4 protein-coding genes are annotated in these 3,289 nt (G+C 60.5%); 2 read left to right on the top strand and 2 right to left on the bottom strand.

Going from position 1 to position 3,289, the window contains the following annotated elements:
* Positions 1-129: 129 nt before the first annotated feature.
* The gene (locus tag OQK_RS07535) at positions 130-537 is read right to left on the bottom strand and encodes a response regulator (protein WP_016771836.1); all 408 of its coding nucleotides are present in this window, start codon (positions 535-537) and stop codon (positions 130-132) included.
* A 70-nt stretch (positions 538-607) separates the two neighbouring features.
* The gene (locus tag OQK_RS07540) at positions 608-814 is read right to left on the bottom strand and encodes a Flp family type IVb pilin (RefSeq protein ID WP_038861137.1); all 207 of its coding nucleotides are present in this window, start codon (positions 812-814) and stop codon (positions 608-610) included.
* Positions 815-1,151: 337 nt separating this feature from the next.
* On the opposite strand from OQK_RS07540, the gene cpaB reads away from it, so the two are divergent.
* Both cpaB and OQK_RS07550 read left to right on the top strand, forming a co-directional pair.
* Positions 1,152-2,093 (top strand): Flp pilus assembly protein CpaB, encoded by a 942-nt coding sequence (gene cpaB / locus OQK_RS07545; protein WP_016771838.1) that lies wholly within the window; start codon positions 1,152-1,154, stop codon positions 2,091-2,093.
* 20 nt (positions 2,094-2,113) lie between these two features.
* A partial coding sequence (locus OQK_RS07550; RefSeq protein ID WP_016771839.1) for a type II and III secretion system protein family protein occupies positions 2,114-3,289 on the top strand: 1,176 nt, incomplete at its 3' end.

Consider the following 3,289-nt stretch of genomic DNA (forward strand, 5'->3'; position numbering starts at 1 on the left):
TTTTCGGTTACCTTTTTGGCGTTTGAAAAAGGTGACTCGCCGTAAGGGCGAAACCGCCAGCCGTAACACCCGCAGCAACGGATATTCACCCACCCCCCAAGAACACGGTCGGCCCAAAGGCCGCCGAGTTCACCCAGCCTCAACCCGAGGCTTGGGAAACAAATTATCGAGAGTCTCCAACAACCTCACGTGATAAATCGGCTTGCGAAAAAGATCCAGCACCTGCAACCGCAACATATCGCTGACATCCTCCATATCCGCATGCCCCGACATCACAATCACCGGCAAATGCTCCCGCGACGTATGCTCACGCAACCGCCTGATCAACGACATGCCCGACTCCTCGGGCATACGCAGATCAGTAATCACCAAAGCAATATCAGGATGCCGGGTCAACAGATGCAACGCCAACTTCACCGACGTCGCGGTATGACAGACAAACCCCTCCCCCTCCAGCAACTCCGCCAACTCCAGCAACGCGTCTTCTTCATCATCAACCAGAAGCAGTTGTTGGCGGGGCGACGAAGACGCGTTCATAGGCAATACCTGAATACTGAAAGGTAAATCCAGTGTAGTGCGATATCAGCCAAGTGCAGAGTTCACAAAATCACGGCGTTGGCCGGGTCACAGCCGTACCATCGAGCGAGGTCAGAATATTGTTGAAGATCGCCAAGACCCTGTCTCCAAGCGGAGTGACGAACGCCACAACCACCACCGCCACCATCGCCACCACAATCGCATATTCGATAGCCGAAGCACCCTCTTCACTGCGGGCAAACGCGCGAGCCTTGGCCATCAGATAATCAAAAGTCATACCAAACATAGCTCCACTCCTTCGCGCCTCTGGCGCCGACATCACCACCGCGGCAAGGTTCCACCGGGCCACTTGAGCATTGTCAACAAACCCCCACCCAACAACTGTAAGAACGCATTAATCACAAAGCATTAATCCCAATGTGTCCCGGCCATTTCCTGCTGTTAATTGGCCAGGACTCATACTTTGGTGGGTTATTTGCCTGTCATTAATGGCGCTTTTGCTTGGATCAGCTAGCTTGGAAATAGCGAAATAGTTGCATGTTCATAGCTGCCGAATGAGTAAGCCCTTCACAAGCAGATGCCGTCGGTTGTGCAGCAGGAAAGGGAGAGCCGTCATGAACAGTCGCGTCACCATGGGCCTTGCCGCGTTGCTGTTGCTCGGCGCGGTTTTTGTCGGTTACTGGGGGCTGGTGCTCAGTCGTCAGCCGGCCCCGGTCGCCGAGGCGCCCGTCGCCCCAGCGGTCAGCATTGAACAGACTGTCGCGATTGCCGAAGACCAGACCCGCCAACCGGTGGTGGTGCTGCTCCACGATGTAGCGCCGTTCACGCCGTTGACCGCCGCCGATGTGACCATGGAAAAACTGCGCAGCGCACCGGCCGGCAGCCTGACCAGCATTGAACAAGCAGTCGGCCGCACACCTTGGCGCCACCTCAGCGCCGGCACCTGGCTGAATGACGAAAGCTTCCAGGCTGGCGGTGCGCTGGCGCGGATGATTCGCCGCGACGAGCGCGCACTGACCGTGGCCGTCGATGAAGTGATCGGTGCCGCCGGGCAGTTGCTGCCGGGCGATTACGTTGATGTGCTGCTGTATCTGCGCGAGGACGCCAGTAACCTGCAGCAGTCGGCGCAGATCGCCGTTCCCGCCCTGCGCGTGCTCGGGATCGGTGATCAGTACGGCCTGACCAACGACGGCCAACCGGCATCGCCGAGCCTCAGCGCCGAAGAAAAACTCAAACAGGACCAGCGCCGCATCGCCGCGCGGACTGCGGTGCTGGCGGTGCCGGAACAACTGCTCAGCCGCCTGATGCTCGCCACTCAAGTCGGCACGTTGCGTCTCGCGGTGCGCAGCAGCGAAGAACAACGGCTGGCGAAATACTGGGCCGGCGAAGCGCAATCGCCCGCGCATCTGGATCGCGCCAACAGCCAGCTTTTTCAGTTCACCCAACTCGCCCTGGGCAGCGCGCAAAGAGCACCTGCCACCGCCAGTGCCGGCGCGGCGCCCAGGCCTGCGGTGGAAATCATTCGCGGCAACCAGATCAGCCAACAAACCCCATGACTGCGCAAGGATTCACGTGCATGCAGAGTCGACTCAGACCGACATTGAAACCGGCGCTCCGGGCCTTGCTGTTGTTGGGATTGACGATGGACAGCGCCTTCGCGGCGGTGGGCAATTGCTCGGCGCTGCCGCGCCTGCCCTCGGTGATCGAGATCGGTGAAGGTTTCCAGCAGGACATGCAGTCACCGGTGGCAATCACTCGGCTGGCAGTGGGCGATCCGAAAATTGCCGACGTGCATGCCAATGGCGGTTCGTCCTTTTTGCTCACGGGCGTCGGCCCCGGCGCGACCAGCCTGATGGTCTGGACCGCCTGCTCGGCGCAGCCGCAGCAAGCCATGGTCTTTGTCCAGGGCGCGGCGACCACGGCGCTGACCAGCAGCGTGCCGTCGGACGATCCGACCCTGCCGTCGCAAGTGCAGACCGACATCCGCTTCGTCGAAGTCAGCCGCACCAAACTCAAGGAAGCCACGGCGTCGCTGATCGGCACGCGCGGCAATTTCCTGTTCGGTTCGCCCGGCACGCTGCCACCAATCGACGGCGTGCCGCAGCCGCGCCTGCCGGTGGATAACTCGCTGTTCAACTTCTCCTGGGTCGGCGGCAAGACCATGGCGATCATCAACGCCCTGGAAACCAGCGGCTTCGCCTACACCCTGGCGCGACCAAGTCTGGTGGCACTGAACGGGCAAAGTGCGAGCTTCCTGGCCGGCGGGGAAATCCCGATTCCGGTGCCCAGTTCCGGCAGCGACAGCGTGTCGATCGAGTACAAGGAATTCGGCATCCGCCTGACGCTGACGCCAACCATCATCGGCCGCGATCGCATCGCGCTGAAGGTCGCCCCGGAGGTCAGCGAACTGGATTTTGCCAACGCGGTGAACATCGCCGGCACCACCGTTCCGGCGCTGACCATCCGCCGTACCGACACCAGCGTATCGCTGGGCGATGGCGAAAGTTTTGTCATCAGCGGTTTGATCAGCACCACCAACAGCTCGCAAGTGAACAAGTTTCCCGGCCTGGGCGACATTCCCATCCTCGGCGCGTTTTTCAAGGGTTCGCAGATCAAACGCGAAGAGCGCGAGCTGCTGATGATCGTCACCCCGCACCTGGTCCAGCCACTGGCGGCGGACGCGCGACTGCCGTCGTTGCCGGGAGAGAAATTGCGCAATTACGACCCGAATTTCTATCGCATGTTCTTCCTC

The sequence above is a fragment of the Pseudomonas sp. R62 genome, assembly GCF_000257605.1.
Taxonomy (GTDB): Bacteria; Pseudomonadota; Gammaproteobacteria; order Pseudomonadales; family Pseudomonadaceae; genus Aquipseudomonas; species Aquipseudomonas atacamensis.

Coding starts and splice junctions, on each gene's coding strand:
- OQK_RS07540 (WP_038861137.1), bottom strand. CDS start 814: ATGACTTTTGATTATCTGATGGCCAAGGCTCGCGCGTTTGCCCGCAGT.
- OQK_RS07535 (WP_016771836.1), bottom strand. CDS start 537: ATGAACGCGTCTTCGTCGCCCCGCCAACAACTGCTTCTGGTTGATGAT.
- cpaB (WP_016771838.1), top strand. CDS start 1,152: ATGAACAGTCGCGTCACCATGGGCCTTGCCGCGTTGCTGTTGCTCGGC.